The organism is Microbacterium sp. NFH-22A-Y (genome assembly GCF_021401375.1).
Classification (GTDB): domain Bacteria; phylum Actinomycetota; class Actinomycetes; order Actinomycetales; family Microbacteriaceae; genus Microbacterium; species Microbacterium hominis.
On sequence record NZ_JACBGF010000003.1, the window covers coordinates 700,766 to 727,101 of the forward strand.

24 protein-coding genes are annotated in these 26,336 nt (G+C 70.5%); 5 read left to right on the forward strand and 19 right to left on the reverse strand.

What is annotated here, in order from left to right:
* Positions 1-16: 16 nt before the first annotated feature.
* Positions 17-1,549: a CoA-acylating methylmalonate-semialdehyde dehydrogenase gene (locus L0965_RS14390; protein ID WP_101306497.1), complete on the reverse strand. Its 1,533-nt coding sequence runs from the start codon at positions 1,547-1,549 to the stop codon at positions 17-19.
* A gap of 41 nt (positions 1,550-1,590) precedes the next feature.
* Positions 1,591-2,529: an NAD(P)-dependent oxidoreductase gene (locus tag L0965_RS14395; RefSeq protein ID WP_060958781.1), complete on the reverse strand. Its 939-nt coding sequence runs from the start codon at positions 2,527-2,529 to the stop codon at positions 1,591-1,593.
* Positions 2,530-2,725: 196 nt separating this feature from the next.
* On the opposite strand from L0965_RS14395, the gene L0965_RS14400 reads away from it, so the two are divergent.
* Both L0965_RS14400 and L0965_RS14405 read left to right on the forward strand, forming a co-directional pair.
* Positions 2,726-3,577 (forward strand): LysR family transcriptional regulator, encoded by an 852-nt coding sequence (locus L0965_RS14400; protein ID WP_101307246.1) that lies wholly within the window; start codon positions 2,726-2,728, stop codon positions 3,575-3,577.
* Positions 3,574-4,305 carry a glutamine amidotransferase gene (locus tag L0965_RS14405; protein WP_101306498.1) on the forward strand — a complete coding sequence of 244 codons (732 nt, stop codon included), beginning with the start codon at positions 3,574-3,576 and terminating at the stop codon, positions 4,303-4,305. Before L0965_RS14400 ends, L0965_RS14405 begins: the two co-directional genes overlap by 4 nt.
* Before the next feature lie 285 nt (positions 4,306-4,590).
* Here L0965_RS14405 and L0965_RS14410 read toward each other — a convergent pair whose 3' ends face one another.
* The 11 genes from L0965_RS14410 to L0965_RS14460 form a co-directional block, all read right to left on the reverse strand.
* The gene (locus L0965_RS14410; RefSeq protein WP_101306499.1) at positions 4,591-7,095 is read right to left on the reverse strand and encodes a glycogen/starch/alpha-glucan phosphorylase; all 2,505 of its coding nucleotides are present in this window, start codon (positions 7,093-7,095) and stop codon (positions 4,591-4,593) included.
* A gap of 105 nt (positions 7,096-7,200) precedes the next feature.
* Positions 7,201-8,205, reverse strand: coding sequence for a YihY/virulence factor BrkB family protein (locus L0965_RS14415; protein ID WP_060958784.1), 1,005 nt, complete (start codon positions 8,203-8,205; stop codon positions 7,201-7,203).
* A gap of 60 nt (positions 8,206-8,265) precedes the next feature.
* Entirely contained in the window at positions 8,266-8,745 is a 480-nt protein-coding gene (locus L0965_RS14420; protein ID WP_060958785.1) for an A24 family peptidase, read from the reverse strand.
* Positions 8,738-9,034, reverse strand: coding sequence for a DUF1905 domain-containing protein (locus L0965_RS14425; RefSeq protein WP_101306500.1), 297 nt, complete (start codon positions 9,032-9,034; stop codon positions 8,738-8,740). The genes L0965_RS14420 and L0965_RS14425 overlap by 8 nt, the downstream gene beginning before the upstream one ends.
* Positions 9,035-9,122: 88 nt before the next feature.
* Entirely contained in the window at positions 9,123-10,046 is a 924-nt protein-coding gene (locus L0965_RS14430; RefSeq protein WP_101306501.1) for a L,D-transpeptidase family protein, read from the reverse strand.
* An 82-nt stretch (positions 10,047-10,128) separates the two neighbouring features.
* On the reverse strand, positions 10,129-12,849 hold the full coding sequence (gene adhE / locus L0965_RS14435; protein WP_101306502.1) for a bifunctional acetaldehyde-CoA/alcohol dehydrogenase: 2,721 nt from the start codon (positions 12,847-12,849) through the stop codon (positions 10,129-10,131).
* Positions 12,850-13,059: 210 nt separating this feature from the next.
* Entirely contained in the window at positions 13,060-13,935 is an 876-nt protein-coding gene (locus L0965_RS14440; protein WP_157831618.1) for a hypothetical protein, read from the reverse strand.
* Positions 13,936-13,998: 63 nt separating this feature from the next.
* On the reverse strand, positions 13,999-15,285 hold the full coding sequence (locus tag L0965_RS16785; protein ID WP_157831619.1) for a CdaR family transcriptional regulator: 1,287 nt from the start codon (positions 15,283-15,285) through the stop codon (positions 13,999-14,001).
* Positions 15,282-16,700 carry an NAD(P)/FAD-dependent oxidoreductase gene (locus tag L0965_RS14450; protein ID WP_101306505.1) on the reverse strand — a complete coding sequence of 473 codons (1,419 nt, stop codon included), beginning with the start codon at positions 16,698-16,700 and terminating at the stop codon, positions 15,282-15,284. Before L0965_RS14450 ends, L0965_RS16785 begins: the two co-directional genes overlap by 4 nt.
* Entirely contained in the window at positions 16,697-18,538 is a 1,842-nt protein-coding gene (locus tag L0965_RS14455) for a DUF3556 domain-containing protein (protein ID WP_101306506.1), read from the reverse strand. The genes L0965_RS14450 and L0965_RS14455 overlap by 4 nt, the downstream gene beginning before the upstream one ends.
* A 114-nt stretch (positions 18,539-18,652) precedes the next feature.
* Positions 18,653-20,128, reverse strand: a complete 1,476-nt coding sequence (locus L0965_RS14460) for a class I adenylate-forming enzyme family protein (RefSeq protein WP_101306507.1) — start codon at positions 20,126-20,128, stop codon at positions 18,653-18,655.
* Positions 20,129-20,322: 194 nt separating this feature from the next.
* Between L0965_RS14460 and nrdI the strand changes: the two genes are divergently transcribed.
* The 3 genes from nrdI (at position 20,323) to L0965_RS14475 (ending at position 22,594) form a co-directional block, all read left to right on the forward strand.
* Positions 20,323-20,763, forward strand: coding sequence for a class Ib ribonucleoside-diphosphate reductase assembly flavoprotein NrdI (gene nrdI / locus L0965_RS14465; RefSeq protein WP_060958790.1), 441 nt, complete (start codon positions 20,323-20,325; stop codon positions 20,761-20,763).
* 68 nt (positions 20,764-20,831) lie between these two features.
* Positions 20,832-22,178 (forward strand): NAD(P)/FAD-dependent oxidoreductase, encoded by a 1,347-nt coding sequence (locus L0965_RS14470; protein ID WP_101306508.1) that lies wholly within the window; start codon positions 20,832-20,834, stop codon positions 22,176-22,178.
* A gap of 23 nt (positions 22,179-22,201) precedes the next feature.
* Entirely contained in the window at positions 22,202-22,594 is a 393-nt protein-coding gene (locus tag L0965_RS14475; protein ID WP_036321710.1) for an HsmA family protein, read from the forward strand.
* Here L0965_RS14475 and L0965_RS14480 read toward each other — a convergent pair.
* From L0965_RS14480 to msrB, 6 genes are all read right to left on the reverse strand, one after another.
* Entirely contained in the window at positions 22,575-23,771 is a 1,197-nt protein-coding gene (locus L0965_RS14480; RefSeq protein ID WP_101306509.1) for a cation:proton antiporter, read from the reverse strand. The two genes, L0965_RS14475 and L0965_RS14480, sit on opposite strands and share 20 nt — an antisense overlap.
* Positions 23,772-23,775: 4 nt before the next feature.
* On the reverse strand, positions 23,776-24,165 hold the full coding sequence (locus L0965_RS14485) for a hypothetical protein (protein ID WP_101306510.1): 390 nt from the start codon (positions 24,163-24,165) through the stop codon (positions 23,776-23,778).
* Positions 24,166-24,210: 45 nt separating this feature from the next.
* Complete coding sequence (locus L0965_RS14490) at positions 24,211-24,633, reverse strand: hypothetical protein (protein WP_036321705.1); 423 nt, start codon at positions 24,631-24,633, stop codon at positions 24,211-24,213.
* Between the two features lie 131 nt (positions 24,634-24,764).
* Entirely contained in the window at positions 24,765-25,229 is a 465-nt protein-coding gene (locus tag L0965_RS14495; RefSeq protein ID WP_101306511.1) for a hypothetical protein, read from the reverse strand.
* 63 nt (positions 25,230-25,292) lie between these two features.
* A complete protein-coding gene (gene msrA / locus L0965_RS14500; protein ID WP_060958795.1) occupies positions 25,293-25,841 on the reverse strand; it encodes a peptide-methionine (S)-S-oxide reductase MsrA in 549 nt (182 codons plus the stop codon).
* Positions 25,838-26,323 carry a peptide-methionine (R)-S-oxide reductase MsrB gene (msrB, locus tag L0965_RS14505; RefSeq protein ID WP_060958796.1) on the reverse strand — a complete coding sequence of 162 codons (486 nt, stop codon included), beginning with the start codon at positions 26,321-26,323 and terminating at the stop codon, positions 25,838-25,840. Before msrB ends, msrA begins: the two co-directional genes overlap by 4 nt.
* Positions 26,324-26,336 lie beyond the last annotated feature (13 nt).

Here is a 26,336-nt window from a genome sequence, read left to right on the forward strand (position 1 = left end):
GCCTATCGCCGGGGGCTCAGTGCGTCGGGAAGCCGAGGCTGATCTGGCTCTCGCTCGGGTCGGGCCAGCGCGTGGTGACGACCTTGCGACGCGTGTAGAAGTTGAACGCCTCCGGCCCGTACATGTGCGTGTCGCCGAAGAGCGAGTCCTTCCAGCCGCCGAACGAGAAGGCGCCGATCGGGACCGGGATCGGGACGTTCACCCCGACCATGCCCACCTCGATGTCGTACTCGAACTGTCGCGCCGTCTTGCCGTCGCGGGTGAACACCGCCGTGCCGTTCGCGTAGCGGTTGCCGTTGACCAGGGCGACCGCCTCGTCGTAGCTCGCGACGCGGACCACCGACAGCACCGGGCCGAAGATCTCCTCGTCGTAGACGCGCATCCCGGGCGTGACGCCGTCGACGAGCGAGGGGCCGATGAAGAACCCGTCCGCGTCGACGGAGAGGTCGCGGCCGTCGACCACGACGCGCGCGCCCTCGCCGGCGGCGCCCGCCACGAACCCGCTCACGCGGTCGAGGGCGTCGCGGGTGATCAGCGGCCCCATGTCGCTGTCGGGGTCGGTGCCGTCGCCGACGACGAGTCCGCCGATGCGCTCGGCGACCTTCGCGATCAGCGGATCGGCGACGTCGCCGACCGCGACGACCACCGAGACCGCCATGCAACGCTCCCCCGCCGAGCCGTAGGCGGCGGACACCGCGGCGTCCGCGGCGGCGTCGAGGTCGGCATCCGGCATGACGATCATGTGGTTCTTCGCCCCGCCGAGCGCCTGCACGCGCTTGCCGTTCTCGGCGGCCCGCGCGTAGATGTACTTCGCGATCGGCGTCGAGCCGACGAACGACACGGCGCGCACGATCGGATCGTCCAGGATGGCGTCCACGGCTTCCTTGTCGCCGTGGACGACGTTGAGGATGCCGGCGGGAAGACCGGCTTCCGCGAACGCCTCGGCCAGCCAGACCGCGGCCGAGGGGTCGCGCTCGCTGGGCTTGAGGATGACCGCGTTGCCGGCGGCGATCGCGGTCGTCACCATCCACAGCGGAACCATCGCCGGGAAGTTGAACGGCGTGATGCACGCGACGACCCCGACGGGCTGGCGCACCTGATGGACGTCGACGCCGGAGGCGACCTGTTCGGAGTAGTCGCCCTTGAGGTGATGCATGAGGCTCGTGCAGAACTCGACGTTCTCGAGTCCGCGCGCGACCTCGCCGAGCGCGTCGTCGACCGTCTTACCGTGCTCGGCGGTGATGAGGCGCGCCAGCTCTTCGGCGCGTGCCGCGACGATCTCGCGGAGGCGGAACATCACCTGCTGGCGCTTGCCGAGACCGGTGTCGCGCCATCCGCGCTGCGCGGCCGCGGCGACGCGCGCCGCCTCGTGCACGAAGGCGGCCGAGGCCAGGGCGACCTCTCCGGTCTGCCGGCCGGTGGCGGGGTTGAAGACGGGACCGGTCCGACCGTCGCCGGTGACGCGTGCGCCGCCGACGACGTGCGGGATGGCGGTGAGAGTCCCGGCGGTGGACGAGGCGGTGGACGAGGCGGTGGAGGCGATGCTCATGAGGATGCTCTCTCGGGATCGGTGGCGGGCAGGTACGGGGGTCAGGCCACGGCGGCCGCGCCGTCGCGCGCCGGGTCGTAGCCGCGGAGGGTGCCGTCCGGCGAGGCGAAGCGCGCGACGAGCGTGCAGTCCTTGCCTCCGAGTCCTTCGGCGATGAGCTCGTCGAGCTGGCTCAGCGCGAGACGCGCCGCCGGCAGGTGCACGCCGGTGTCGTCGCCGGCCTGCACGGCCAGGCCGCAGTCCTTGCGGGCGAGGTCGACCGAGAACGTGGCGTCGAAGTTCTTGTTCGCGGCCGCCTTCTCCACGATGCCCGGCACCGGGTACCAGGTGCGCAGCGCCCACGAGTCGGCGGACGAGACGCGGGCGACGTCCCAGAACACCTGCGGGTCGAGCCCCAGCTGCTCGGCGAGCTGAGAACCCTCCGACACCGCCATGACCGAGATGAAGAGCATCATGTTGTTCACGAGCTTCGCGGCGATGCCCGCACCGGCCTCGCCGCAGGCGATGACGTTGCCGGCCATCGGCGCCACGATCCCCCGGGCCCGCTCCACGTCGGCGGCGTCGCCCCCGAGCATGAAGGTCAGCGTGTGCGCCTCGGCTCCCGCGGTGCCGCCGGAGATCGGCGCGTCCACGAAAGCGAGACCGCGGTCCGCAGCTTCCCGGTGGCACCAGCGGGAGGTCTCCACATCGACCGTGGAGGTGTCCAGCAGAAGAGTGGATGCCGCCGCGTGCGCGAGGATGCCGTCGGCTCCCCCGTACACGGCACGGACGTGCTCCGGCTTGGGGAGGGACGTGATCACGGCATCCGCGCCGTCGAGCGCCGCGGCCACGGACGCGACGATCTGCACCCCGCGCCCGGCGGCGGACGCTGCGGCCGCGGGGTTGAGATCGACGCCGCGCACGGTGTGACCCGCGGCGACCAGGTGGGCCGACATGGGGGCGCCCATATGGCCGAGTCCGATGAAGGCGATCGTGGACATGACAGCTCCCTTCGACCGGCGACGGTCATCGTCGCGGGCGGCGGCCGTCGTCCTCGAGGGCCGCCACCGCCAGCGTAGGCAGCCGCGAGTCATCGATCAATGCACACGTCAGCGGCAAACTTGCACCACTGATGTGCACTGGTGCACACTCGTCGGCATGCCCCTCGCTCCCCCCGACCCGCCGCTGGACGCGCTGATGACCTTCCTCTCGGTCGCGCGCCTCGGCCGCTACACCGCCGCCGCCGAGGTGCTCGGCGTCAACCACTCGACCGTCTCCCGCAGGATCGCGGCACTGGAGAGCGCGATGGGCGGGCGCGTGCTCGTGCGGACGGTGGGCGGATGGGAGGTCACCGACCTCGGTCACCGCGCGGTGACCATCGCCGAGCGCATCGAGGCCTCGCTGCGGGAGCTCGTCGACGGCGACGACGCCGACGCCGTGCACGGCATGGTGCGCATCTCCGCCCCCGACGCCTTCACGTCGGTGTTCCTGGCGCCCGCGATGACCGCGCTCCGACGCGAGCACCCCCAGCTGGCGGTAGAGCTGCTGTCGGCGACGCAGCGCGTGCGCCAGAACCGCTCCGGCGTCGACCTGGAGATCGTCGTCGGCCGGCCGCAGGTGCTGCGCGCGTACGCGACGCCGGTGTGCTCCTACGCGTTGCGTCTGTACGCCGCCCCCGACTACCTCGCCGCGCACGGCACCCCCGCCGCCGTCGCCGACCTCTCCGCCCACCCGCTCGTGTACTACGTGGAGAGCTCGCTGCAGGTCGATGAGCTCGATCGCGCCCTCCAGGAGCTGCCCGACTCCCCCGCGTCGGTGCGCTCGACGAGCGTCTTCGCGCATGTCGAGGCGACCGCGGCCGGGGCGGGCGTCGGCATCCTGCCCGACTTCCTCGGCGATGCGGACCCCCGTCTCGAGCGCGTGCTCGACGGCGCCTACGCGCACCCGCTCGCGTACTGGGCCGTCGCGCGCGACGAGGGCCCGCGCAACCCCGCCGTCGCGGCGACGCTCGCGGCGATCACGGCCTACATCGAGCAGGGCCGGCGATGAAGCCGTTCCTGCTGCTGGCGACGCGGGCGGAGGATCTGCCCGCCGACGAGGAGTACGCCCTCTTCCTCCGCTTCACGGGACTGTCGGCGAACGAGCTGGTCCGGGTGCGGATGGAGGCGGGGCCCCTCGGCGAGGTCGATCTGGACGAGTATTCGGGCGTCTTCGTCGGCGGTGGCCCCTTCAACGCCTCCGACCCGATCGAGAAGAAGTCCCCCGTGCAGCGGCGGGTCGAAGCGGAGATCGCGGGGCTCCTCGACGAGGTCGTGGCCCGCGACTTCCCGTTCTTCGGCGCCTGCTACGGCGTCGGCACGGTCGGCGCGCACCAGGGAGCGGTGATCGACGGCACCTACCGTGAGCCGATCAGTGTGATCGAGGTGGAGAAGACGGATGCCGGGCGCGACGACCCGCTGCTGGCGACGCTGCCCGACGGGTTCACCGCGTTCGTCGGGCACAAGGAGGCGATCTCGCGACTGCCGGAGTCGGCCACCCTGCTCGTGCGTGGCGAGGCGTGCCCCGTGCAGATGTTCCGGGTGGGCCGGAACGTGTACGCCACCCAGTTCCACCCGGAATGCGACGTCGAGGGCATCTCGACACGCATCCGCGCCTACGCGGACTACGGCTACTTCGGCCCCGGCGAGCTCGACCTCACGCTCGCGGCCGTGCGGCGGCTGCCCGTCGTGCACACGGGCGCCCTCCTGCGCGCGTTCGTCGAGCGCTACGCCCGCTGAGACTGCGTTTCGACTCGTCGCTGCGCTCCTCGCTCAACGACCGGGGCGGGGGGCGTGGGCGTGGCGCGGCTGTGTGCCGTGGCCCGGCCGCGAGCCGAAGTGCAAGGGATGCCGGGCGACACGCCGCCGCATCCCCCGCGGACACGGCGTGTCGGTCAGAGCGCCTTGCAGTTGAGGACGGGAGGGGGCGGGGCGTTTCGACTCATCGCTGCGCTCCTGCTCAACGACCGGGACGCGGGGCACGCCGGTCGTCGAGCGAGCGCAGCGAGTCGAGACGCACCCGCGTCAGAGGATCGGCGGGGTGTGCCAGATGCGCTCGATGTAGTCGCGCATCGAGCGATCGGACGAGAAGAACCCGCAGCGGGCGACGTTCAGGATCGCCGAGCGCGTCCAGGCATCCTGATCGGTGTAGGCCGCATCCACCCGTGCCTGCGCGGCCACGTAGGAGGAATAGTCCGCGAGCACCATGAAGCGGTCGTCGTAGAGCAGGTTCGACACGATCGGCTCGAACACGCTGCGGTCGCCGCCCGAGAACGCGCCGGAGGCGATGAGATCCATCGCCCGGCGGAGGTTCTCGTCCCGCTGGTAGAAGTCCGCCGGCTTGTAGCCGCGGGCCCACAACGCTTCCACCTCGGGCTCGCTCATGCCGAAGAGGAAGAAGTTCTCGTCGCCGACCAGCTCGCGGATCTCGACGTTCGCGCCGTCGTCGGTGCCGATCGTCAGCGCGCCGTTGAGCGCGAACTTCATGTTGCCGGTGCCCGAGGCCTCCTTGCCGGCCAGCGAGATCTGCTCGGACAGATCGGCAGCCGGGATCAGCCGCTCGGCGAGGGTGACGTTGTAGTTCGGCGGGAAGAGCACCTTCAGGCGCCCCTCGACCCGCGGGTCGGCGTTCACGACCTCGCCGACGGCGTTGATGAGGTGGATGATGCGCTTGGCCATCACGTAGCCCGGAGCCGCCTTCGCCCCGAAGATCACGGTGCGCGGGAGGATCTCGGATGCCGCGACCCGGCCCGACACGATGCTCTCGTACTGCGTGACGACGTGGAGCAGCTTCAGCATCTGGCGCTTGTACTCGTGCAGGCGCTTGACCATGACGTCGAGCATGTGGCCGTCACTGATCTCGAAGCCGTCGCGGGCGCGCAGCACCTCGCCGAGGCGCCGCTTGTTCGCCGCCTTCACGTCGGCGAAGGCCTGACGGAACTGCGGATCCTCCGCGTACGTCTCGAGCTCACGAAGGCGCTCGAGATCGGTGAGCCAGCCGGTACCGATGGCCTCGGTGATCAGCTCGGAGAGCCCCGGGTTCGCGAGCCGCACGAAACGGCGCGGCGTGATGCCGTTGGTGACGTTGGTGAACTTGCCCGGGAAGAAGTCGTTGAAGTCGGGCAGCACCTTGTCGCGCAGCAGCTGCGAGTGCAGCTCGGCCACGCCGTTGACCTTGGCGCCCGCGACGGTCGCCAGGTACGCCATCCGGACGCTCCGCTCGGGGAACTCGGAGATGATCGACATGTTGCGGATGCGCATCTCGTCGTCGCCGTAGCGTTCGCGCACCGCGTCGAGGAACTCCTCGTTGATGCGGTAGATGATCTCCAGATGCCGCGGCAGCAGGCGACCGAGCAGGTCGACCGACCACACCTCGAGCGCCTCGGGCAGCAGCGTGTGGCACGTGTACGCGAAGCACTGCTGCGTGATCGCCCACGCGGCATCCCACTCGAGCTTCCTCTCGTCGATGAGCACGCGCATGAGCTCGGGCACGCCGATGACGGGGTGGGTGTCGTTGAGCTGGAAGATCACGCGATCGGGCAGCTTCTCGAGGTCGAAGTCGTCCGGCAGCGTGTTCTCCAGGAAGTCGCCGATGGATGCCGCGACGAAGAAGTACTGCTGCTGGAGGCGCAGCTCCTTGCCCTGCGGGGTGGAGTCCTCCGGGTAGAGGACCTTGGAGATGTTCTCGGCGAACGTCTGGGCGCGCACGGCCTCCTCGTAGTCGCCGGAGTTGAAGACGCGCAGGTCGAACGAATCGGTGGCCTTCGCGCTCCACAGCCGCAGGGTGTTGACGCGGCCGTTGAGGTATCCGGGCACCATGTAGTTGTAGGGCACCGCCTGAACGTGCCAGCCCGGAACCCAGCGGTTGCGGATGACGCCGTCGTCGTCGTAGGTCTCGGTGTGTCCGCCGAAGGAGATGCGGCGAGCGGCCTCGGGGTGCGGGAACTCCCACGGGGAGCCCAGGGTGAGCCACGCGTCGGGCTGCTCGACCTGCTGACCGCCGACGAAGGTCTGACGGAAGATGCCGTACTCGTAGCGGATGCCGTAGCCGACGTTCGGCACGCCCATCGTCGCGAGCGAGTCGATGAAGCACGCGGCGAGGCGTCCCAGACCGCCGTTCCCGAGGCCCGGCTCCACCTCCTGCGCCCGCAGCTCGTCGATGTCGATGCCGCAGGCGGCCATCGCCTCGGTGGCGATCTCGGTCAGACCGCTCGCGAGCAGGTTGTTGTCGAGCTGGCGGCCGAGCAGGTACTCCGCCGAGAGGTAGCACACGCCCTTCGCCTGCGCGACGCGCTGACGGCGCAGGTCTTCCAGCCAGCGCGCCATGAGGTAGTCGCGCACGGTCATCGCGAAGGCGAAGTAGCGGTCGTTCGGGCTGGATGCCGACAGCGGCACGCCCCGCTCGTAGTTGAGGTTCCGCAGGAACTGGCGGACGAATCCGTCGACCGAGCTCGCCGGACCGGTCACCGGCGCGAGAGCCAGCGGGTGCGTCGCGTGGAGCGGGTGGGGCGCGGAGGTGGGACCGGTCACAGATTCGGGTTCTGACACAGTTCACACGCTAACGTGCGCCCCCGCCCGATGCACATCGGCGGGGGTCTTTTCACGCGGCTCTTACCTGGCCGTTACACGCGACCGTCAGGACGCCCCGGCGCCGTCACGTTCCTTCTGCTCCGCCCGCCGGGCCTCCTCGAGTTCGGCGGCCGCGAGAGCGAGGACGTTCTCCGCGGAGCGCACGCGTCGCTGAGCGAACGTCGCGGCGCCGTGGCGCGCACGTACGCGGTCGTCGCCTTCCTCGACGAGCGTGAAGATGTACGCCGTGGCGATCAGGATCACCTGCGCCGAGAGGTTGATCCACAGCAGCAGCGCGATCAGCGCCGCGAAGGACGCGAGAAGCGGGTTGGACGCGGCGCCGCCGACGAACAGCCCGGACAGCTGCTGGAGGACCGTGAGCCCCACCGCGGCCAGGAGGGCGCCCGTCCAGAGCGCCTTCGCGGGGGCGCGCACACCCGAGAGCACGCGGAACAGGACCGCCACCGCCGCGGCATCCAGCACGAAGGTCACCACGATCGCGAGCACTCGGGTGCCCCAGGCGATGGCGGGGTCCTCGCGTGTGAGGCCGAGCCACTGCGCCACGACGTCCAGGCCGGCGGTCCCCAGCATCGTGACGACCGCGGAGGCGAGCAGGGCGCCGCCGACGGCCACGGCGAGACCGACGTTTCGGAGGAGCACGATCCAGATGGGCACGTCATCGGTGAGCTTGTCGCACACGACGCGCATCGCCGTGCGCAGCGACCCGATGGCACCGATCGCCGCGCCCACGAGACCGATGAGCGAGAGCACGCCGGCCACCGAGAGGCCGACCGACAGGTCGATCTCGTCCACCTTGATGAGGCCGTTCTCGCCCACGAGGCCGGGGATGGCCCGGTCGACCGCCGCGATGAGCGCCTGCCACGCCTGCGGGTCGCCGGAGAGCCACAGGGCCGCGACGGAGAAGCCCAGCAGCGCCGCCGCGAAGACGCTGAAGAGCGTCCGATAGGTGACGCTGTCGGCCAGCATCGCGCCGCGCCGCTCGCCGTAGCGCAGGAACGCGCGGACGGGCGTCAGCGACAGCGCGCGGGCGATGACGCGGGAGATGTCCATCCCGCCAGGATAGGCGGCGACCTCCGCCGGCCGCGGGGCCTTGACAGCGACCGGCCGGGGTCACACCCCTTCGGCGAGGACCCCGATCCAGGTTCCGGCGACGAGGAAGGGCCCGAAGGGGATGCGCGTCGACCGGCTCGCCCGGCGGGTCACCAGCAGCGCGACGGCGACGACGCCGCCCAGCAGGAAGGCCGCGAGGACGCCCAGCACGACCGCCGACCACCCGGCCCAGCCGAGGAGGACGCCGACCAGCGCGGCGAGCTTGACGTCGCCTCCGCCCATCGCCCCGCCGCCGAGCATGCGCAGGAGGAGGAAGAGCACGAACAGCACGGCGCCGGCCGTGAGCGCACGCAGGAGCGCGCTCCAGGGCGCGCCGAGCAGGCAGGATGCCGCGAGCAGCGCGACGGTGACGGCGAGCGCGGGAAGGACGATGGCGTTCGGCAGGCGATGCGTGCGCAGGTCGACGACGGCGAGGACCACGCCGACGACTGCCGCCCCGAGGTAGGCCGCCGCGACGAGCACCACGGCCGCGTCAGCCATGGAGCACGTCGAGTCGGACACGCACGCTGCCCGCGGTGTCGATGCCCTCCGCCTCACGCACCGCTCGCTTCAGCGGCAGCACGTAGCGTCCGCGCTCCGCGTCGGGGAAGACGGAGGTGCGCCACTGCGAGCCGCCGATGACCACGTCGACGCGCACGGCGCCGAATCCGCGCGGCGGACGCGGGAGCTCGCGGATGTCGGCGCTGACGGCGGCGGGCAGCTCGACGAAGTACCAGTCCTCCCGCCGGGTGGACCAGCGGAAGATCTCACCGTCGAAGTCGAAGCGCACGCGGTCATCGTAGCGACCTCGCCTCGGGGTCTCCGTCCGCCTGTGCACAACCCCGCGGGCCCGCACACCGCAGCGCGCGCGAGGCGTCCTACGGGGAGACGATGACGGGCGTTCCCGGCGGCAGTTGCGCGAGCCGATCGGTCGCGGCCCCGTCCAGATAGATGCAGCCGAACGACGTCGCTCCCGAGCGCTCCCGGTAGTAGTGGAACGCGGTCACCGCGACCGTGCCGCCGTCGAATCCGGCCATCGACGACGACTGCACGCCCAGGTAGACGAGCGGATGGCCCTGGGTGTACGCGAACTCCGGCACGACGCGCGTCAGCATCACGAACGTGCGGCCCACCGGCGTGGGCGTCGACGGCTTGCCCCACGCGAAGTCGTCGGCGACCCGCTCGACACCGGATGCCGAGACGATGTCGATCGTGTGCTGTGCCAGGTGCACCTCCACGTACGCGGTCACGGGCGTGAGCTCGACATCCGCGGCGCGGAGCCAGCCGACCGTCTGCGCGGGGTCGCCGTCCGGCGGAACGCCCTGCCGGCCCGCGAGCAGGACCTTGACCCAGTGCTGCTGGCGGACGACGACCGGCACCGTCGTCCCGCCGTAGGCGGCGTCGCGCGGGAGGTATCCCAGCGGCTCGCCGGCGGGATCGGCGAAGATCGGCGCCGCCGTCACGGGGCGCGCGAGCTCTCCGGTCATCGGCGCGAAGGGCGCATCGTCGACGGGGATGCCGGGCGTCACCGACCACACGTCGATCTGGGGCAGGGCGGCGATGTCGTAGGCGGTCGTGTTCTCCGGGGCATCCGCGGGAGCATCCGTCGCCGCTGTGCCCGCCGGCGTCGCGGCCGGCGCCGTCGCCGCGGGTGGAGCGGCGTCCGCGGTGGGGCGCGGGTCCTCGCCGGCCGTCCCCGCCACCGCGACGGCGGTCGCGACGGCGATGCCGCCGACCACGGCGAGCGCCGTCACGACCCAGGGGGCGATGTCCCCGACCCGTACGCGGCGCGGCCTGTGCATGGGTCCAGGGTACGGAGATCGTGCGGGCACGGAGAAGGGGGCCGGGTATGCTCCCCCGACCCCCCTCGTTCCGCAGCGTCGATCAGGCGCTGGCCTTGGCCTTCTTGGCCGCTCCCTTGGCGGGCGCCGTGCGGACGGTTCCCGTCACGGCCTCGCTCTCCGCGTGCGCGACCTTCCGCGCGGCGCGGACCTCGGCGAACGACGTGCCGTAGTACGCCGCCTCCATGAGGGTCTTCATGTCCTCGATCATCGGCATCCGCGGGTTCGCCGGGGCGCACTGGTCGCGGTAGGCGGCCAGGGCGAGATCCTGCAGGCCCGAGATGAAGGTGGTCTCGTCGACGCCCTGCTGCTGGAACGAGCGCTCGATGCCGACCCGGTCGCGCAGCTCCTCGACGGCGCGGGCGTAGCTCTCGACGCCCTCCTCCGGGGTGGATGCCGGCAGGCCCAGGTGCTTGGCGATCTCCTGGAACCGCTCGGGGGCGATGTAGCGCTCGTACTTCGGCCAGCTGGTGAGCTTCGTCGGGACGGTGCCGTTGTAGCGGATGACGTGCGGCAGGTAGACCGCGTTCGTGCGGCCGTGCACCAGGTGGTACGTCGCACCGGTGACGTGCGCCATCGCGTGCACGATCCCGAGGAACGCGTTGCCGAAGGCCATGCCCGAGATGGATGCCGCGTTGTGCATCTTCTCGCGGGCCTTGATGTCCTCGGCATCCGTCGAGTTCGGCTGGGCCTTCGTGCTGCGCTCGATGTTCTCGAAGATGAGCTTGATCGCGTGCAGGCACAGGCCGTCGGTGTAGTCGTTGGCGTAGACGGAGACGAACGCCTCGGTGGCGTGGGTCAGGGCGTCGAAGCCGGCGTCGGCGACCAGGAAGCCGGGCAGCACCTTGGTGAGCACGGGGTCGATGATCGCGACCGACGGGGTCAGCGCGTAGTCGGCGAGCGGGTACTTCATGCCGCTCTCATCGTCGGTGATGACGGCGAACGGGGTCATCTCGCTGCCCGTGCCCGACGTGGTCGGGATGCAGACGAGCTTCGCCTTCTTGCCGAGCTCGGGGAACTTGAACGCGCGCTTGCGCACGTCGAAGAACTTCTCGCACATGTCGGAGAACTCCACCTCGGGGTTCTCGTAGAGCAGCCACATCACCTTGGAGGCGTCCATCGGCGACCCGCCGCCGAGGGCGATGATCGTGTCGGGCTGGAACTGACGCATCAGGTCGGCGCCGGCACGCACCTCGGAGACCTTGGGCTCCGGCTTGACCGTGTTGATGAGCTGCACCTGCACGCGGTTCTCGCGACGGTTCAGCACATCCATGATCTTGTCGACGTAGCCGAGCTTGGTCATGGTCGCGTCGGTCACGATCGTGACGCGCTCGAGGCCGCGCATGTCGGCGAGGTAGCGGATCGCGTTCGGCTCGAAGTAGGTCTTCGCGGGGATCTTGAACCACTGCAGGTTGTTGTTGCGACGACCGATGCGCTTGACGTTCAAGAGGTTCACCGCCGAGACGTTGTTGGAGACCGAGTTGTGACCGTAGGAGCCGCAGCCGAGGGTGAGCGACGGCATGAAGGCGTTGTAGATGTCACCGATGCCGCCGAGTGCCGACGGGCTGTTCTCGATGATGCGGACGGCCTTGACGACCTTGCCGAACTCGGCGATGACGTCCTGGTCGTTGGAGTGGATGGCGCCGGAGTGGCCGAGACCGTCGAAGTCGACCATCTGGCGGGCCAGATCGATGCCCTCGGCGGGGCTCGAGGCGCGCAGCACGGCGAGCACGGGTGCGAGCTTCTCCCGCGTCAGGGGCTCGTGGGGACCGACCCCGGAGACCTCGGCGAGGATGATCGACGTGTTCTCGGGCACCGTGAAGCCGGCGTGCTCGGCGATCCACTGCGGCGACTGGCCGACGACGGTGGGGTTGAGCTTCGCGCCGGCGCAGTTCTCGCTGCCGGCGGTGACGCCGAAGATGAACTCCTCCAGCATCCGCTTCTCGTCCGCGGTCGCCATGTAGGCGTGCAGACGGGCGAACTCGGCGAGCGCCTCGGCGGCGATCGGCTCGTCGAGGATGACCGCCTGCTCGCTGGCGCAGACCATGCCCATGTCGAACGACTTCGACAGGACGATGTCGTTGACGGCGCGACCCACCTTGGCGGTGCGCTCGATGAAGGCGGGCACGTTGCCGGCGCCGACGCCGAGGGCGGGCTTTCCGCAGGAGTAGGCGGCGCGGACCATCGCGTTGCCGCCGGTGGCGAGGATGAGCGCCACACCCGGGTGGTTCATGAGCTCGCCGGAGGCCTCCATGGAGGGCTCCTCGATCCACTGGATGCAGTTCTCGGGGGCGCCGGCGGCGACCGCGGCGTCCCGGACGATCTTCGCCGCGGCCACGGAACACTTCTGGGCGGCGGGGTGGAAGCCGAAGACGATGGGGTTGCGGGTCTTCAGCGCGATGAGCGACTTGAAGATCGCGGTCGAGGTCGGGTTGGTGACCGGCGTCAGCGCGCAGATGACGCCCACGGGGTCGGCGATCTCGGTGATGCCGGTGATCTCGTCGTGCGAGATGACGCCGACGGTCTTCTGGTTGATGATCGAGTTCGTCACGTGCTCGCAAGCGAACATGTTCTTCACGGCCTTGTCCTCGAACAGACCGCGACCGGTCTCTTCGACAGCCATGAGGGCGAGTTCGCCGTGGAAGTGCAGGGCCGCGACGCTCGCCTTGCGAACGATCTGGTCGACCTGCTCCTGGGTGAAAGATGCGTACTCTGCGAGCGCGGCTTGTGCGCCTTCGACCAGAGCATCGATCGAGGTGGACATTGTGGGTCTCCTACCCGGCGCGGACACGGTGTCCGCGTCATCGCTTTCCGGGTCCGAGGGCTCTCGGGCCTGTCTGAGATCAGTATGACACGTGTGGTCTGACCACACAAGAGCCGCGTGATTCCGGCGGTGCACGTCGGCCATGAATAACCGGGATGGAGGCGCGCCGGCGGCCACCGCGAGCCGCCGCGAGCCGCCCAGCTCCGCAGATCAGGGGGCGAAGCCGCAGGCCGAGGCGACGAAGTCGTACAGGCGGGAGCGCTGCTCGTCGCTGGCGGCAAGGGTGAGGGTGCCGCTGTCGATCGGGTCGCTCAGCACCGACACCGCCGCGTCGAAGCGGGTGCCGACCTTGTCTTCGGCGATCGCATGCATGTCGCAGCGAGCGGGCGCGGCGTCGATGCGAAGAGTGACGCTCTCCCCCGCCGCCACGACCTGGGCCGGTTGCCACAGCCATCCGCCGGCGGCCGGCTGCAGCAGCGTGGTGCTCTTGACGGTGTCGAGCCGTACGGGCGTGGCGCCGTGGTTGGCGATGCGCACGGTGAGCTCCGCCACCGCGGCACCGTCGCGGGTCACGGTGGCGACGTCGACGAGATCGACGGCGGCCGTCGCGGCGAACCGGCTCGCAAAACACCTCTGCTGTACGGCGCGCGCGACGAAGCCGAAGGGGTCGTCGACGGCGTAGTCGTCGGATGCCGCGCCGCGGTCGGTCTGGAAGACCAGATGCGCCGTGCCCGCGGCATCCGTCGGGCTTGTGCACGCGGGCGACAACAGATCGGCCGTGACCGAGCGGCCACGACCCGCCGGCACCGGCAGCGCGCCGGTCCATTCCAGCACGGACGCCCAACGCGGGTCGGCGTACGTCAGAGAAGTGAGCGTCACCGCAGCGGCGCCGTCGTTGTGCACGACGACCGACATCTTGCCGCGCGCGATGTCCAGCCTGTCCTGCTGCACCGAGACGCTGATGTGGGCAGGGGCGGGCGGGGGAGGCACGGGCGCGCACGCGGTGAGGGCGGCGACGACGAGGGCGACCCCCAGCGACACCCCGGCGCGGCGGTGCCGGACATCGGGTGAGTCGGACCGCTGCATGCGGTCAGTGCAGGCCCCTGCCGTGGGCCGGATGCGACCGATTGCTGCCGGTCACAGCTGCGGCTACTGCCATGAGGCGCGAGCAGTCAGCTGATCGATGGGAAACGCGTCGAAGAGTCTGAGCGCCAGCGCGATCTCGATGGAATCGTAGGGTTCCGCTCGGTCGTCGAGGCAGCGCGAGACGCGCGCGCGAACCGTGTTGCGGTGGAGGCCGAGCGCGTCGGCGGTGCGCATGACGTTCTCACCATTCGCGAAGTAGCCGGCGAGCGTCGCACGCAGAACCGCCGCCTGCTCTCCCGGCTCGGCGAGGGAGCCGAGGACTCCCGCGGCCCAGGATCGCGCGGCGCCGGGGTCGGCCGCGAACAGTCCCAGCAGCACCACACCGGGGTCGGTGTGGGCCACCACCGCGCGTTCTCGGCCCTGAACGGTCGACAGCGCCACCAACCGTGCCGCTGCCGCGGCCTCGTGCGAGGCCACGAAGCCTCGCACGCCGACTCCGGCGCCGCCGATGGCGAGCCGCAGGCGCGGCCACTGCGCCGCGACTCGCTCTGCGGCGGCGCGCACTTCGGCGACCGACGCGCGCGTCGCGATCCACGCCCATGCGGTCCCCCGGTCCGCGGCGACGGACAGCGGCGCCTGCGGCGTGCCCGCTTCGGCGGCAATGCGTCGCACAGTCTGCTCGATGCGCTGTTGGTCGGCATCGTCCGCGACGCCGTCGACCCACGCGATAACGGCGACGTGCGTCTGATCCAGCGCGTAGCCCGTCTCTGCTTCGAAGGCATGGACCGTGCGCACATCGCCGTTGAGGATCTTCATGACCGCGGCGACGTTCATGGTCGCACGCGCATTCCACCAACGGCGCCGCTCGGCCTCGTGCACGGTGGAGACGTACTGCAGGATCCAGTCGATGTAGCGGTGCACGACGTCGGCGACGTTGCGCACCAGCTCGATCCGCTGGTCGTCGCGCACGGGCAGTTTCTCGACGGCGTCGATCCCGAGTCGCAGGAACATGCTCTGGCCGAGGTAGTACGCACGAGTCAAAGCGGACACCGGCACGTCGTGCTGAGCCAGTCGCGCCGCATACTCGACGGCCGCAGTCGTGGGCTGCAGGTTCTCCAGGCTGATGTCGTTGCCGAGCACATGGCAGATCGTCGAGACGTTGCCCTCGATGCTCGCCTGCAGCATCTCCACGAGCTGCGGATCTCCGCCGAGGGGACCGATACTGTTGGCCAGCAGGTCGCGCATCTCACGGACGATCTCGGGGAGCCGCCCGTCCAGCTGCGACGCGACCTGGGCGAGGTAAGGCCGGAGATCTTCCCGATCCGCGGCTGCCGTCGCGTTCGCGCTCACTGCGACCGCGCCCATCGCAGTGCGCGACGTGCGGCGTTGACCCCGCTCATCCCGTGGATGCCGGGTCCGGGCGGCGTCGCCGCCGAGCAGAGGTAACTGCCGGGCACCCCGGTATCGTACGGGAACGGGCTCAGCCGGGGCCCGCACAGGAACTGGAGCGGGGTCTTCGCGCCGGTCAGAATGTCGCCCCCGACGAAGTTCGGGTTGCGCTGGGCCATCTCTGTGGCGGTGACCACACCCGTGGCGACGATGCGCTCCCGAAACCCCGGGGCGAACCGTTCGATCTGCGCGATGATCGCCGCGGTCGCGTCGCCGGTGTATCCCGCGGGAACGTGGGCGTAGGCGTACACGGGCACGATGTCGCCGGCGGCGCGCGTGGGGTCGGCGACGAACTGCTGTCCGACGAGGACGAACGGGCGCTCGGGCATGCGGCCCTTCGCGATCTCCGTCTCCACGTCCGCGATCTCGCGTGCCGTCCCGCCGAGGTGCACGGTTCCCGCGCGCCCGACCTCGGGGTTGCGCCAGGGGATGGCACCGTGCACGGCGAAGTCGACTTTGAACGCAGCCGGCCCGGGGCGGAAGCGAAGGTACGCCGAGCGCGCGGCCCGCGGCATCCGTTCGCCCAGCAGGCGCGCGGCTTCGTGAGGATGAACGTCGAGCATCGCGACCTCGTGACGGGGAAGATCGCGCAGACTCCTCACCCGCACACCGGTCTCGAAGCGCACCCCGAGCTCGCGAAGGCCCGCGATGACGGCATCGGTCAGCACGCCGGTGCCTCCGGCGACGACCGGCCACCCGACCGCATGCCCAGCCGTGATGATCCCGGCTCCGATGCCGCCGACGAGCGGCACGTCGATGCGGTTGATCGCGTGCGCGGCGACACCTGTGAAGAGTGCGCGGGCCCTCTCTGTGCGCAGCGCCCGCGCCGTCCAGGTGGGGGGGAAAGCAGCGACGGCGCCGAAGCGCGCCAGCAGCAGCGGGTGGCGCGGCATCCGAATCATGGGCTGGAAGATGTCGGTGGTCAGATCGTCGAATCGACCTGACGGTGCAGCGAACATCGTGCGCCATGCCCGCCCGTCGATGCCGAGCCGGTCGGCGGTCTCCTCGATCGACTGGCTGAGCAGCGCCGCATCGCCGTCGTCGAAGGGATGCGCCGCATCGTAGGGCGCCCGCGCCCACCGAACGCCGCGCTCGTCAAGCTGCCAGGAGGCGATGTAGGAGGACGCCGCGGCCATCGGGTGCACCGCCGAGCAGTGGTCCTGGACGAGTCCGGGAACCAGGCTCGGACCGGAACGGGCGCCGCCGCCCAGCACGTCATCGGCTTCGAAGACCGTGACCTCGACGCCCGCGCGCGCGAGCACGGTGGCGGCCGCAAGCCCGTTGGGCCCGCTGCCGACCACCACCGCGCCGGTCATGACTGCGAGGCTCTCGCCCGGACGTCGCGACCGTCAGCGGACGCGGGAACGTGCGTGCTGTTGGTCGCCGAGGTCGCCGGCACGGTCTGAGCGCGCCACTGCACCTCGATCGGGATGGGACCATCGGGAAGCCATGGCTGCGCCGCGACGGCATCGGCGACCTTCCACGTTCCTCGCTCGATGACGCCGAGAGCGGCATCGATGATCTGATACGCCTGCGTCGTCTTGTGGATGGGCTGCGACTCCACCCAGAAGACGATGAACTCTCCCGGCTCGAAACGGCAGCGCGCTTGCAGAGCGCGGATGAGGTCGATGTTGTGCAGGTGACCGTCGCCGAAGTTGAATCCGATGAGCGAGTTGCACGCGAACTCGCCTTCGCGGATCGTGCGCGTCTCGATGTCGGGAAGGGTGCGGTAGGCCAACGAGAACAGCCCGCGGCCCTGGCTGTGCATCGACCGCCACGCGATCGTCTGCTGCATCGTGATCTCGGCCACGGCGTACGGGTAGCCCATCGCTTGCAGCTGATCGATCTGGTTGCGGGTCGGCCGCACCACCGCATCGAGCTTCGCCTCGGCGCCCGGCGCGAAGGCCCAGATCGCCGATGCCCAGTTGCCCGCGTACTGACGCAGCGAGGGCAGGAACGACACCTTGTCGGGACGCAGGTTGCCGAGAATCGGGAAGAACAGCAGCGCGATGGCGACGGCGGCGCCGATCCACGCGGCCGAGAAGTCGAACACCCCGTAACCCTGCCATGCGGGGAATCCGAGGAACAACGTCACCACCCCGAACGCGAACAGCAGATTCCACTCGAGGGGCACGGCCAGGGGGAACGTCGACACGATGAACAGGCAGAATCCGACCATGATGACCACCGCGACGAGGGTGACGATGCGGTTGGTCGAGAACAGCAGCACGAGGGGGACGACGAGCTCCACGGTGGTGCCCATCACGTGCGCCATGAAGCCGGCGAGCTTCGAGGGGCGAAGATCGCGCGGGAAGTCCCGGTAGTGCGCGCGCTTGAGCCACAGCGGCGGCCAGAAGGGCGTGTTGGAGAGCATGGGCGGGATGACGTTGACGAAGTGCTTGCCGAACTTGGAGACCGCCGCTCCCACCCACACGATGACGATCAGCATCTTCAGCGCGATCATCATGTCGGTGAACGGCAGGACGACGAAGATCACGAGCGCCGGCAGGTACTGCTCGATACGCGCGGCGAGCGCGATCGTCTTGTCGCGCACTCCGACGAGCACCAGCAGCACGATGGCGGCGATCACCGGCGCAGGCTGGACCAGACCGCTCGTGTTCTCGGGAAGCATCGCCGCCAGCGACGCAGACGGCGTGCCGGGCATGAACAGCGCGGTGGCGAGGGCGGCAAGGAAGCCGAGGTAGAGCGCGACGTCGAGGACTGTGCGGGTGTCACCAGCGGTGCCCGGAACCCAGCGCCACGGCCGCAACCGAATCGTTCCCGGCCGCGCCCAGAACAGGATCCCGCCCGTCATGGGCGTGAACTTGCCCGCCATCGGGCCCCACGATCCGGCGATACCGATCGCCTCGAGGAGCATGGTCCAGACGATGGCCTTCTGGTAGACGATGGGCTGGTTCCACCACAGCTCGACCTGCCAAAACCACCCCACGCCGCTGGTCGCGGTGATGATCACCGCACCGAGCAGGCCCCAGACGAACACCACCTTCGCGATATAGGTGGTCGCGATCATTCGGGGTGAGCCGAAGCCGTACTCCGCCCAGTGCAGGGCGAGGGTGCGAACACGGTCGCGCAGCGGACGGTGCAGGAACGTGTCGAGATCGACGGGCGGAAAGTCGCCGGTTTTGAATCCCATGTCAACTCCTTCGGTGATGGGTTTCGAGGTATGGAAGGGATGTGGTGAAGCCCGGTGACGCGCGCGCGAGCATCGGGTGCCGCCGCAGCGGCATCCGAGACGCGTCGGCGCAGGTCAGACCTGGGCGAGAAGCATGAGGCGGAGGGCGGGTTTGTCGATCTTGCCGACGGAGTTTCGCGGCAGCGCGTCGACGATCTCGAGCGCGACCGGGATCTTGATCTTCGTCAACCCCGTCGCGCAGTGCGCGAGCAGTTCGTCGACGGTCGTGTCCGCGGCATCCGGACGCAGCACCACCTGCGCCACCGGCACTTCGCCGAGGACGGCGTCGGGTCTGCCGACGACGGCCGACTCCAGCACGGCGGGGTGCGTGGCGAGGAACGACTCGATCTCCTTCGGGTAGATGTTCTCGCCACCGCGGATGATCATGTCCTTGATGCGGTCGACGATCGTCAGATAGCCGTCGGCGTCGAGCACCCCGATGTCGCCGGTGTGCAGCCACCCGTCACGAATCGCCTGCGCCGTCGCATCGAGACGCCCGAGGTAACCCCGCATCACCGTGGGACCAGAAATGACCACCTCGCCGCGCTGTCCGACCGGCAGCTCTCGGCCCTGCTCGTCGACGATGCGGATCTGCTGCCCGGGCAGGGCGGGTCCGACCGTGCCGGGCTTTCGAAGGCCCTGGGGAGGATTGCACGCGGACGCACAGGTGCCCTCGGTGAGTCCGTAGCCCTCCGTGATCGCGATGTCGAAGCGTTCTTCGCAGCGCGCCAGCAGCTCGGCGGATGCCGGGGCCGCGCCGCACACCGCGAAGCGCAGGCTCGACGCGTCCAGAGCGACCTCGTCGGGCAGCACCGACAGGTGGGCGAAGATCGCGGGCACCCCCGAGAAGTACGTCGGCCGGTATCGCTCGACGGCGTCGATGAAAACTGCCGGGGCGAACCTCTCCAGCACTGTCACCTGTGCACCGACACTCAGTGGTGCGAGGAACGTGACACAGATCGAGTTGACGTGGAACAGCGGGAGGACCAGAAGCGCGTGGTCGCGGGGGCTCAGCTGGAAGTGCGTCGCCATCTGCGTCGCCATCGCTTCGAGGTTCTCGTGGTCGAGCATGACCCCCTTGGGCTGGCCGGTCGAGCCGCTCGTGTAGACGAGAAGGGCGACACGGCTCGGCTGGATACGCGGATCGGCGACGGGCAACCGCGGTTCGCGCTGGAGGTCGTCGGCGCCGAGGCGGAGAACCTCGATGCCGTCCAGGGCGGGGCCGACCAGGATCCGGGCTCCCGAGTCGGCCACCTGATAGCCGGCTTCGCGGGCGGTGAAGGTCGGGTTGATGGGGGTGACGGCCGCGCCCACGCGCCACGCGCCGAGGATGGCGACGAGCAGCTCGATCGAGTTGGGCAGCATCACGGCGACGACAGCTCCGTCGCCGATACCCAGGGAGCGCAACTGCTCCGCAAACCCCGCCGCCTCCCGCTCGAGGCCTCGGTAGGTGAGCTCACGACGCACATCGCGGACGGCCGGGGCATCGGTTCCGGCCGCGGGACCGTTCCAGGGCAGCTGCGGCAGACGCGAATGGGGGTGCACGGTCATGGGTCGTCCTCCTCGTCGACATTGACAGCGGGTGGTCACGTCAGAGTAAGCCGCCGTGAAAAACCAGCCATCGGCAGAAACGACCCAATACCGCCCGCCCCTTGTGCACTGTGCACAGGCGAGTGTGCCGACGAAGCGGGTTTGTCACGCCGATGCGGCCAGCACGCGTGACGACGTCCGATCAGACTGTCGACATGCGGAAGATCCCCGTGTACTACTATTCCTCGTCGTCGAACCTGACCGGCCGGTTCGCCGAGGCGCTCGCGCGGATCGACGGCCGACGGGTGCTCAACCTCGCACGCTCGGACGTGCGTCGCACGGAGCCGACCGGACCGTGGGTGCTGCTCACGCCGTCGTACAAGGCGGGCAACGCCGAAGAGGTGACCCTGCCCGCGGGGGTGCGGGCGTTCCTGCGCTCGCCCATGACGCGCCGACGAATGGTCGGGATCATCGGGTCGGGCAACCGCAACTTCGGCGACTACTACCAAGCCGCCGCCCGCCAGCTGTCGCAGACGTCGGGCCGGCCCGTGCTGTTCGAGTTCGAGCTGTCCGGCACGCGAGAGGACGTCGAGCGGTGCGCGGCGATCCTCGCGACCCTCGACGCGGCCCTCGACGACGTGCGCAGCACCGGATGAGCGGGCCCGCGCGCTAACGTCGCTCCTACGACGCCGAGGGAGGCGCCGCCGGGAGGAAGGGACGCGCCGTGGCCGCATTCGATTCGATCGTCATCGGTGCCGGGATCTCGGGGCTCGCCGCGGCGCGCCTGCTGACGGATGCCGGACGGCGCACCGTCGTCCTCGAGGCGCGCGATCGCATCGGCGGCCGCGTCTGGACCGATCGGTCCGACGGGCGCGTCACCGACCGGGGCGCCTCGTGGATCCACGGGATCACCGACAGTCCGGTGGCCGCCGCGGCGAGCGCATTCGGCATGCGCACCGTGGAGTTCACGGTCGGCGGCTACCAGCCCGACAGTCGACCGATCGCGCACTACTCCCCCGACGGGCGGCGATTGCGCACCGACGAGGCGGCCGCGTACGTGGCCGACATCCGTGCCGTGGATGCCGCCCTGGTGCCGCTGATCGCGGCATCCGCGCCCGACGCCACCTACCGCGACGTGACCGAGGCGGCCCTCGCCGCCCAGGGCTGGGAGGCGGAACGGGCAGAGCGCGTGCGCGAGTACCTGGCGCACCGCAGCGAAGAGCAGTACGGCGCGGCGATCGGCGATCTCGCGGCCCACGGCCTCGACGACGACCAGATCGACGGCGACGAGGTCGTCTTCCCCGACGGCTACGACGCCCTCGCCACGGGCCTGGCGCGCGGGCTCGACATCCGGCTCGCCCACGTCGTCTCCCGCGTGCGATGGGGCGCCGAGGGTGTGACGGTGACGACCGACCGGGGTGCGTTCACCAGCCGGGATGTCGTGGTGACCGTGCCGGTCGGCGTGCTGCAATCGGCCTCGTTCGCGATCGAGCCGCCCCTGCCCGAGCCGGTGGCCGGCGCGCTCGGCCGGCTGCGCATGAACGCGTTCGAGAAGCTGTTCCTGCGCTTCCCGGAGCGGTTCTGGGACGCCGACGTGTACGCCGTCCGCCAGCAGGGGCCCCAGGGGCGGTGGTGGCACTCCTGGTACGACCTGACCGCGCTGCACGGCGAGCCGACGCTGCTGACCTTCGCCGCCGGACCGGCGGCGGTCGCGACGCGGCACGAGGCGGATGCGGAGGTCGTCGCCTCCGTGATGGCGCAGCTGCGACGCCTGTACGGGAGCGACGTCCCCGATCCGGTGGCCGTCCAGCGCACCGCATGGCAGGACGACCCCTACGCGCGCGGCTCGTACGCCTACATGCGTCCGGGGTCGACGACCGACGACCACGACACCCTGTCCACCCCGGTCGGCGGTGTGCTGCACCTGGCCGGCGAGGCGACGTGGACCGACGACCCGGCGACCGTCACGGCGGCGCTGTGCTCGGGGCACCGCGCCGCGCAGAACGTGCTCGGCACGGGCGTGCCGATCGAGCAGCTGTGGCGCGCCCCCGAAAACCTTCAACACAACTGAAGGATTCGGCGTAGAGTGGCCGCATGCTTCCACTTTCCATCGTCATCATCACCGCCGCCCTCGTCTTCTACAGCGTCGGCGTCTGGGCGGAGCGGATCCAGCGCACGCTGCGCTGGTGGCACGCCGGCATGTTCGCCCTCGGCCTCGCCGCCGACACCACCGGCACCCTGCTCATGACGCAGATCGCGGCCGACCGGCGCGCGGACGGCGTCGCCGAGACGGCCGCGGGAACGCTCATGGCCTGGACCGGCACCGCCGCGATCGTCCTCATGGCGATCCACCTGATCTGGGCGATCATCGTGCTGGTGCGGGGCCGCGAGAACGAGAAGCGCGCGTTCCACCGCTTCAGCATCGTCGTCTGGGCGATCTGGCTGATCCCCTACGTCGCGGGCGCGGTCAGCGCGATGGCGGGCTGACGTTCGACGCGGAATCCGTGCCGTCGGCGGCATCCGCGCCCTCGGCACGAACCGCCGTGCGCCGGGAGGCGACCGCGGTGGATGCCGCCAGCGCCGCGATCGTCACGATCGCCCCGAGCACGAGCGCCGCCTGCTCCCCCGCGGTGAGCGCTCCCGTCTCGGCTCCGATCGTGGCGGCGGCGATCGGGACGCCGAGTTGGGCGGCGGCGATCACGGCCCACAGCGGACGCTGCCGCAGCAGCACCCCGGACAGGTGTGCGAGGAGCGCACCCGCCCCGAGCAGCACACCGAGCCAGAGGTACGCGGGCGCGTCTACGAGGCTGCCGAGCGAGAGCGACGCGCCGAGCCACACGAAGTAGAGGGGCGAGAGGAAGCCCTCCGTCACCGCGAACAGCTGTCGGGCGAGCCGCCGCGGCTCCCCGGCGCTGGCGACCGCCAGGCCGCCGGCGAAACCGGCGAGCAGCACGGAGACGTGCGAGACGGTGGCGAGGGCGCCGAGTGCGCAGACGAGGATGAGGCTGACGCGCAGCTCGATCGCCAGCTCGTGCGTCTTGCTGGTCTCGCGCAGGCGCTTCCACCGGTCGCCGCGCGCGCCCCACCGCAGCCCCAGCGCCAGCAGGAGCGCCACGGCGGCGATGCCGAGCGCGCCGAGGGCCGCGACCGGTGCACGCTCCGGGTCCATCGCGAGGGGCAGCGCGACGATGCAGGCCGTGTCGGCGATCGCGACCTGCGCGATGGTGGCCAGCAGCGGCGGACCTCCGAGACGCGTCTGCTGGACGGCGGGCAGCACGAGCGCGGCGGAGGACGACGCCATGACCACGGCGTAGACGGCGGCGTGACCCGTGTCGAACAGCGTCGCGAGTCCCCAGCCGGCGAAGGCGGCGACCACGCCGACCACGACGGCCTGCAGCGCGCCCCGGCCGAGCGCCGGGCGCAGGCGCGCGTCGCGAAGCGGCACGTCGGTGCCCGCGACGAACATCGTGAGACCGAAGCCGAGCGTCGCGAGGAAGCTGAACGTGCGGTCGGTGGGGTCGACCAGGTGCAGCCCGGAGACGCCGATCACCATGCCCGCGACGAGCTCGCCGATCACGACCGGCACGCGCCACCGACTGCCGGCGGACAGCAGCGGACCGAGCAGCGCGACCGCACCCACCAGCGCGAGCGTCTGCAGGTTCATGCGTTCACGCCGCGGCGGCGTCCGGCCCGACGATGCGGCACGGGATCTCCGTGTTCTCGTCGAGGTACCAGCTGGCGCAGACGCGGTGATAGCCGTCGGCGATCTGCGCGGGCAGCCCGCGCGTGAGGTCGCCGTGGACGATGAGCACGGGCGACAGCGGCTTGCCCGCGCGCACCTTGCGGAGGTCATCGGCGACGTGCGGGTTGTCGATCGGAAGCAGCGGCAGGTTCGCCGCCCGCAGGATGTCCTTCGCCTTCTTCACCACCGTCGCCCGCGTGCGCAGGGCCGCGACGAGAGAACGGGCCCGCTCGAGATCGGCGACGAGGCGGAGGTAGTCCTCCGCCGCGGGGAAGTCATGCTCGTCGGGGTCGTTCTTCCAGATGGGGTCGGCCATGAGGACATTGTGCTCCGCGGCGGAGCCGGCGCCCGGCGCGACGCGTCACGAGTCCTGCGTGGCCGCCCCGTCCCGCTGCAGCGCGAAGTCGCCGAGGGCGGCGGAGGTGGGCAGATCGACCCACAGCCGGAGGCTGCCGGGGCGCGCTCCGGCCCCGTTGATGATCGCCGCGCCGCCGATACGGCGCAGGAGCGGAGCGATGGACGCGGCGACCTCGCGCGGGAGCGAGCCGACGCCGCGGCCGTTGGAGGTCACGGCCACCGTGGTCGTGTCGTGCCGGGTCGAGGCGACGTGGCGCATCACGTAGGTGCGCCGCTCCTCACCGCGACGCTCACGGTCGTTGACGAGGAAGTGCGTCTTCTCCAGAGCGACCCGCCGCGTCTCGAGCCCGCGCAGATCGGGGAGATCGTCGTGCCGGCTGACACGACCGGTCACGACATGGAGCACTTCTTCCCACCACGCTGGCATGGCACCTTCCTTTCGGGTCGGTATGCCATCACCGCAGTGGAGCATGTGTCCACCGTCTCACACCGGACTGTGGGAGTGCTGACCGCCTCAGTCCCGGGTCGATCGGACCGTCGCCACCGTCGTGTTCGGCATCATCCGGCAGCGGGCACGACGCGCTCGAAGCTGACCGACGCGGCGAGGGCCACGACGGCGGCGGCGCGCTCGCGCTCTCCCTCGGCCGTCTTCTCGTCGCGCAGGGCGGCCGCGTCGCGGCGCTCGACGGCGCGGTCGCTGATCTCCGCGAGCCGGTCGGCGAGCACCGTTCCGAGACCGTCGCGCAGCTCTTCGAGGTTGGTGTTCGCGATCTCCAGGCGGCGATCGGACACCGTCAGCTCGACCACGGGGTATCCGTTGCGGATCAGCATCTCGCGCGTCTCGTCGCTCAGCAGATCGGCGATCTCCTCGCGCTGCGGCCGACGGGTGAACACCGCCTCGACGGTGTAGCGGGCCGGGGCATCCGCTGTCATCAATGCGGACGGCAGCGAGCCCGCCAGCACCGATCCGAGGCCGAGGGCGGCGCTGTCGGACGGGCTCTTCGTCGTGCTCTGTGTACTCATGACCTGACGGTACGCCCCGAAGATGTGCGCCTCACAGCTTCGGGGCGTACTCCCGCGCGTCGCTCAGGCGTCGGCGCGGGACGGCAGGACCCACCCCGCACGCGGGAAGTGGCACGTGTAGCCGTTGGGGTAGCGCAGCAGGTAGTCCTGGTGCTCCGGCTCGGCCTCCCAGAACGCACCCAGCGGCTCGATCGTGGTCACGGCCGGCGCCGGCCACAGCCCCGACGCATCGACGTCGGCGATGGTCTCGCGCGCGACGTGCTCCTGGTCGGGCGTGACGGGGAAGATGGCGGAGCGGTAGCTCGTGCCGATGTCGTTGCCCTGGCGGTTCAGCGTCGACGGGTCGTGGATCTGGAAGAAGAACGCCAGGATGTCGCGATAGCTGGTCGCATTCGGGTCGAAGACGATCTCGACCGCCTCGGCGTGCCCCGGGTGATGACGGTAGGTCGCGTGATCGTTCTGACCGCCCGTGTAGCCGACGCGGGTGCTGATCACGCCGGGCTGACGGCGGATCAGATCCTCCATGCCCCAGAAACAGCCGCCCGCGAGGATGGCCGTCTCGGTGCCGGCCGGCTGGGTGATGGCTCCGGTGTCGCTCGGTCCGCTGGTCATGCTGCATCCTCCTGAGGGGTGGGGTCGGTGGTGGGGGCGTTCGGGAAACGGTCGAGGTACTCACCGTAACCCTGGGCGGCGAGGTCCTCGACGGGCACGAACCTCAGCGCGGCCGAGTTCATGCAGTAGCGCAGGCCGCCCTCCGCGCGGGGGCCGTCGTCGAACACATGGCCGAGGTGGCTCTCGGCGCCCGACGAGCGCACCTCGGTGCGCGTCATCCACAGCGTGCGGTCGGTCGTGGTGACCACGGCATCCGGCTCGATCGGGCGGGTGAAGCTCGGCCATCCGGTGCCGCTGTCGAACTTGTCGGTCGATGCGAACAGGGGCTGGCCCGAGACGACATCGACGTAGATGCCGTCGTCGTGCAGGTCCCAGTAAGCGTTGCGGAACGGGGGCTCGGTGCCCTCTTCCTGTGTCACGGCGTACTGCTGATCGGTGAGGCGGCCGAGCGCCTCGGGGGTCTTGCGGTAGTCCTTCGACATGATGTCTCCTCTG

Coding starts and splice junctions, on each gene's coding strand:
- L0965_RS14440 (WP_157831618.1), bottom strand. CDS start 13,935: ATGCAGCGGTCCGACTCACCCGATGTCCGGCACCGCCGCGCCGGGGTG.
- L0965_RS14390 (WP_101306497.1), bottom strand. CDS start 1,549: ATGAGCATCGCCTCCACCGCCTCGTCCACCGCCTCGTCCACCGCCGGG.
- L0965_RS14450 (WP_101306505.1), bottom strand. CDS start 16,700: ATGACCGGCGCGGTGGTGGTCGGCAGCGGGCCCAACGGGCTTGCGGCC.
- L0965_RS14395 (WP_060958781.1), bottom strand. CDS start 2,529: ATGTCCACGATCGCCTTCATCGGACTCGGCCATATGGGCGCCCCCATG.
- L0965_RS14405 (WP_101306498.1), top strand. CDS start 3,574: ATGAAGCCGTTCCTGCTGCTGGCGACGCGGGCGGAGGATCTGCCCGCC.
- L0965_RS14485 (WP_101306510.1), bottom strand. CDS start 24,165: ATGGCCGACCCCATCTGGAAGAACGACCCCGACGAGCATGACTTCCCC.
- L0965_RS14400 (WP_101307246.1), top strand. CDS start 2,726: ATGACCTTCCTCTCGGTCGCGCGCCTCGGCCGCTACACCGCCGCCGCC.
- L0965_RS14460 (WP_101306507.1), bottom strand. CDS start 20,128: ATGACCGTGCACCCCCATTCGCGTCTGCCGCAGCTGCCCTGGAACGGT.
- msrA (WP_060958795.1), bottom strand. CDS start 25,841: ATGACCAGCGGACCGAGCGACACCGGAGCCATCACCCAGCCGGCCGGC.
- msrB (WP_060958796.1), bottom strand. CDS start 26,323: ATGTCGAAGGACTACCGCAAGACCCCCGAGGCGCTCGGCCGCCTCACC.
- L0965_RS14480 (WP_101306509.1), bottom strand. CDS start 23,771: ATGAACCTGCAGACGCTCGCGCTGGTGGGTGCGGTCGCGCTGCTCGGT.
- adhE (WP_101306502.1), bottom strand. CDS start 12,849: ATGTCCACCTCGATCGATGCTCTGGTCGAAGGCGCACAAGCCGCGCTC.
- L0965_RS14415 (WP_060958784.1), bottom strand. CDS start 8,205: ATGGACATCTCCCGCGTCATCGCCCGCGCGCTGTCGCTGACGCCCGTC.
- L0965_RS14455 (WP_101306506.1), bottom strand. CDS start 18,538: ATGGGATTCAAAACCGGCGACTTTCCGCCCGTCGATCTCGACACGTTC.
- L0965_RS14475 (WP_036321710.1), top strand. CDS start 22,202: ATGCTTCCACTTTCCATCGTCATCATCACCGCCGCCCTCGTCTTCTAC.
- L0965_RS14490 (WP_036321705.1), bottom strand. CDS start 24,633: ATGCCAGCGTGGTGGGAAGAAGTGCTCCATGTCGTGACCGGTCGTGTC.
- L0965_RS14495 (WP_101306511.1), bottom strand. CDS start 25,229: ATGAGTACACAGAGCACGACGAAGAGCCCGTCCGACAGCGCCGCCCTC.
- L0965_RS14420 (WP_060958785.1), bottom strand. CDS start 8,745: ATGGCTGACGCGGCCGTGGTGCTCGTCGCGGCGGCCTACCTCGGGGCG.
- nrdI (WP_060958790.1), top strand. CDS start 20,323: ATGCGGAAGATCCCCGTGTACTACTATTCCTCGTCGTCGAACCTGACC.
- L0965_RS14430 (WP_101306501.1), bottom strand. CDS start 10,046: ATGCACAGGCCGCGCCGCGTACGGGTCGGGGACATCGCCCCCTGGGTC.